Source organism: Clostridium sp., assembly GCF_016650095.1.
GTDB lineage: Bacteria > Bacillota > Clostridia > Clostridiales > Clostridiaceae > Clostridium_AD.
Genome location: NZ_JAENWL010000358.1, coordinates 1 through 3,894, shown reverse-complemented (window position 1 = coordinate 3,894; position 3,894 = coordinate 1). Strand labels below are relative to the sequence as shown.

Annotated in this window: 4 protein-coding genes, 1 tRNA gene, 1 pseudogene and 1 riboswitch; of the genes and pseudogenes, 5 read left to right on the top strand and 1 reads right to left on the bottom strand. The window is 31.3% G+C overall.

The window, feature by feature from the left end; translation table 11 throughout:
• The first annotated feature begins 83 nt into the window (after nucleotides 1–83).
• Entirely contained in the window at nucleotides 84–404 is a 321-nt protein-coding gene (locus JJE11_RS16190; RefSeq protein ID WP_291637480.1) for a hypothetical protein, read from the top strand.
• Nucleotides 405–485: 81 nt separating this feature from the next.
• On the opposite strand, the gene JJE11_RS16185 is transcribed toward JJE11_RS16190, so the two are convergent.
• On the bottom strand, nucleotides 486–1,106 hold the full coding sequence (locus tag JJE11_RS16185; RefSeq protein WP_291637476.1) for a LysE family transporter: 621 nt from the start codon (nucleotides 1,104–1,106) through the stop codon (nucleotides 486–488).
• A gap of 115 nt (nucleotides 1,107–1,221) precedes the next feature.
• Nucleotides 1,222–1,402, bottom strand: a riboswitch (Lysine riboswitch).
• A 161-nt stretch (nucleotides 1,403–1,563) separates the two neighbouring features.
• On the opposite strand from JJE11_RS16185, the gene JJE11_RS16180 reads away from it, so the two are divergent.
• The 4 genes and pseudogenes from JJE11_RS16180 to JJE11_RS16165 form a co-directional block, all read left to right on the top strand.
• Nucleotides 1,564–1,639 (top strand) — tRNA-Pro (locus tag JJE11_RS16180).
• Nucleotides 1,640–1,755: 116 nt separating this feature from the next.
• On the top strand, nucleotides 1,756–3,102 hold the full coding sequence (locus tag JJE11_RS16175) for a [Fe-Fe] hydrogenase large subunit C-terminal domain-containing protein (protein WP_291637474.1): 1,347 nt from the start codon (nucleotides 1,756–1,758) through the stop codon (nucleotides 3,100–3,102).
• Nucleotides 3,103–3,134: 32 nt separating this feature from the next.
• Nucleotides 3,135–3,716, top strand: coding sequence for a phosphatase PAP2 family protein (locus tag JJE11_RS16170; RefSeq protein ID WP_366927952.1), 582 nt, complete (start codon nucleotides 3,135–3,137; stop codon nucleotides 3,714–3,716).
• Between the two features lie 19 nt (nucleotides 3,717–3,735).
• Nucleotides 3,736–3,894: pseudogene (locus tag JJE11_RS16165) on the top strand (HAD family phosphatase); the annotation flags it as partial.

The window sequence follows — 3,894 nt, the reverse complement described above, 5'->3', positions numbered from 1 at the left end:
TTTTAATAATTTTTTCTGATTTTGGAAATACTAGAAAAGAAAATACGAAAAGAAAATACGAAAATTTATTTTGGAGGTATATAATGAAGAATTTTTTAATTTCGGCTATAGTAGATATTATAATAATTTTTGCTTCCTATTTTTTATTTAGAAGTGTTATAAGTGGACCGACTCGGCATAGATTATATGAAAAATTCATGAGTTCTTTCGCAAAATATGTAATTATTATTTTTGTAGCTAGTGCTTTAGTCACGGCTCTTACTGCTCTAGTTTTATACAAAACGAGATATATAGTATATATCAACATAGTAGCTCCTGCCTTACTGTCTATACTTGTAGGTTTCGTTATGTCTACTGTACCTACAAGAGGTGTTGGTGATAAAGAAAAGGATGCTAATAAATAATTATAAAAATAGAGCAGTTTTCCCGTGATATACTTATCTATCAGGTAAACTGCTCTCATCTTTTACAGCACTTAAATATCATTAAGTAACTAACTTGATAAATGAATATGCTAATTTAAATCCATACAATATTATAATTACACCACATACTAAATTTATTATTCTAATAACCTTAGTATCAAATTTGCCTTTAAATAGTGAAATGAGTGTTGCTAATGAAGTAAACCAAATAAAGGACGATAAGCATACCCCTATAATAAAGTAGTTCCCCATATCTGATGGAAGTGAAGCTCTCATACCTCCGAGCAGCAATGATCCATCAATTAAAGCTTGAGGATTTAACCAGGTTACAGCAAAACAAGTCCATGCTATTTTTATAAATGGCTGATTTACATCTACAGTTTCTTCAGATTGAACTTCTGGTATTTGTCTCACAAGTCCTACTCCAATGTAAATTACCGCCATACTACCTAGTAAGAGAACGAATATCTTTAGAAGTTTGAACCTTTCCATAAGTGCTCCCACACCCAAAAAGCATGAAAGTGCAAGCGATATATCAAAAAATATAGTAATAAATGCAACTTGATATGCTTTTAATCTACTTTTTCGTATTGCCGTATTTATTACAAATATATTTTGTGTACCTATAGGTGCCACATAAGCAAATCCTAAAAGTAATCCTTGTATTAAATATTTATACATTCTTTTCCCCCTAATTAATATATTTTAAAACACAAAAAAAGGCATCGAATTCTTTCAATGCCTTAATAAACAGAACTACTCAAACTATTAATGCAATGAAAAATCCCCTTTTCATTACATAAATAGCTCTCCATAAAAATCTTTATGGCAGTCATAGATATATTGCTCTCTATAACCAAGAATATAATTAAGAACCAGGATATTCTTTCGGCAAATAAATCCTTCATTTTTGATATTGGATGTTCATATCCTTACCACTCAAAAATTACCTCTTTATCCGCACCTCTACTTATGTGAAATTATTAAATTTTATAAATTAATTGTAATCCGTAAAAAACTTAAATGCAATACTTTTTCAGTATTTATGATTTTTGTGTAGTAATTGTGAGTTATTTAAAAAACATTTGTGAATACTGTTGACATTTATGCATTTCTTTTGTATAATAAATCTTGTCGCCGGGGTGTAGCGCAGCTGGGAGCGCGCGTGGTTTGGGACCATGAGGTCGCAGGTTCAATCCCTGTCACCCCGACCAAAAAAGAGTTGTCTAATGGCAACTCTTTTTTTATTGTAAATTTTTCATTTTTTAGCATGCATAAAACTACTCCTTTTTGACAAAATAAAGCTAATAACGAATTAGGAGTGATCATTTTGAATAAAATATATAATGAAATTTTTAAGACCTTAGTTAAATCCTACTCTGAAGATAATTTTGAAACCAAGGTACGGGAATTACTCTCTAGGGATAAAGTTAATAAAAATGAGTTAAGTTCTATAATTTCTTCTCTATGCGGGGTTCAAGTAGACTTTTCTCACAATTACATAGAAGATTTAAAAAAAGCTATCCTTTCATATGAAACAAATCATAAAATTGTTAGTAAAATTAAGTACTGTTCTATGGATTGTGCAGATAATTCTGGAAAGACGCACTGTCAAGCTTCCTGCTCTTTTGATGCCATTTTAATAGATAATAAAAGTAATACAACCTATATTGATAATGATAAGTGCACAGACTGTGGCTTTTGCGTAGATGCATGCCCTACCGGTGCCTTAATGGATAAGATAGAATTTATTCCCCTTTTAAATTTATTAAAAGGAAATTCAAAAGTAATAGCAGCTGTAGCTCCTGCCATTACTGGCCAATTTGGAGAAAATGCTAATATAGATAACCTACGAACTGCTTTTAAAAAAATCGGGTTTACAGATATGGTTGAAGTTGCTTTTTTTGCAGATATGCTTACATTAAAAGAAGCCATAGAATTTGATGAACATGTTAAAACGAACGAAGATTTAATGATTACCTCCTGCTGTTGTCCTATGTGGGTAGGAATGGTAAAGAAGGTGTACTATAATCTAGTGAAGTATGTATCGCCCTCTATATCTCCTATGATTGCCGCGGGTAGAATTTTAAAGAAATTAAACCCTACCTGCAAAGTAGTATTTATTGGCCCCTGTATTGCAAAAAAAGGGGAAGCTAAGGAAAAGGATCTTTTAGGTGATATAGATTATGTACTTACCTTCTCCGAACTTAAGGATATATTTGATACGTTAAACATCAACCCAGAAAAACTTAAGCAAGATGTGTCTACTGATTATGCTTCTAGAGGTGGTAGGCTTTATGCACGTACAGGAGGGGTATCTATAGCCATTGGTGAAGTTATAGAAAGATTATTTCCCGAAAAATATAATTTATTAACTGCTATTCAAGGAAATGGCGTAAAAGAATGCAAAGAATTACTTACTAAAGCTCAAAATGGAGCAATTAATGCAAATTTTATAGAGGGCATGGGTTGTGTTGGCGGATGCGTTGGAGGACCTAGATCTTTGATTGACGCAAATTCTGGAAAACGTAGAGTAGATGAATTCGCAGAAAGCTCAAAATTTAAAATAGCCGTAGATAGTGATTGTATGAACGAAGTCTTAAGTAGAATAGGAATTGACACTGCTGAGGATTTTAAAGATAAAAATAAGACTAAAATATTCCAAAGAGAGTTTTGACTATATTTTATAATATAAATATAAGTTAAAATATGATACAATATTCATTAATTAAGATAAATAATTCTTTGTGTCCAATGGAGGTTTTTATGAAATCATTCTTTAAATATATAAACCATAGAGATATTAACCTACTTAGAATTATAAATAATTCTTGGAAGTGTAAGTTTTTAGATATTATAATGCCCTCTATGACTTACTTAGGCTCTTTTTCTTTTTTGTTTATATTTTGTACTGTTGCCTTTCTATTCGATAATACTACGCTTCGCACCATGGCCATTAAAGCTATGATTTCAATAACACTTAGCACTGGCATCGGCAAGATTCTAAAAGTAAGTGTTACCAGATTAAGACCTTTTATAAATATTCCAAATTTAAATATTAATAAGATAGGTATAGATAAATACTCCTTTCCCTCTGGACACACCACTGCTGCGTTTTCATTAGCTGTTATAATAGCTTTGTATTTCCCTATGTTTGGATTTATAACTATACCCTTAGCTTTCTGTGTAGGAATTTCCAGAATGTACATAGGCGTTCATTACCCTACAGATGTTATTGTGGGGGTTTTTATCGGAAGCACATGTTCTTTTCTTACTTATAGATTCTTTTAACTAAATAAGAGGTGATTAAATGCTAACAAATATTAAAGCTGCAATTTTCGATTTAGACGGTACTCTTGTAGATTCTATGTGGGTTTGGGGTAAAATAGATGAAGATTATTTTAAAATTAGAAATATGGATTTACCCAAAAATCTAAAAACCCAAATAGAGCATCTTAGCTTTAATGAG

What these genes read in the sequence shown, in the direction of transcription:
- JJE11_RS16190 (WP_291637480.1), top strand. Translation starts at nt 84, where the DNA reads ATGAAGAATTTTTTAATTTCGGCTATAGTAGATATTATAATAATTTTT.
- JJE11_RS16185 (WP_291637476.1), bottom strand. Translation starts at nt 1,106, where the DNA reads ATGTATAAATATTTAATACAAGGATTACTTTTAGGATTTGCTTATGTG.
- JJE11_RS16170 (WP_366927952.1), top strand. Translation starts at nt 3,135, where the DNA reads ATGATACAATATTCATTAATTAAGATAAATAATTCTTTGTGTCCAATG.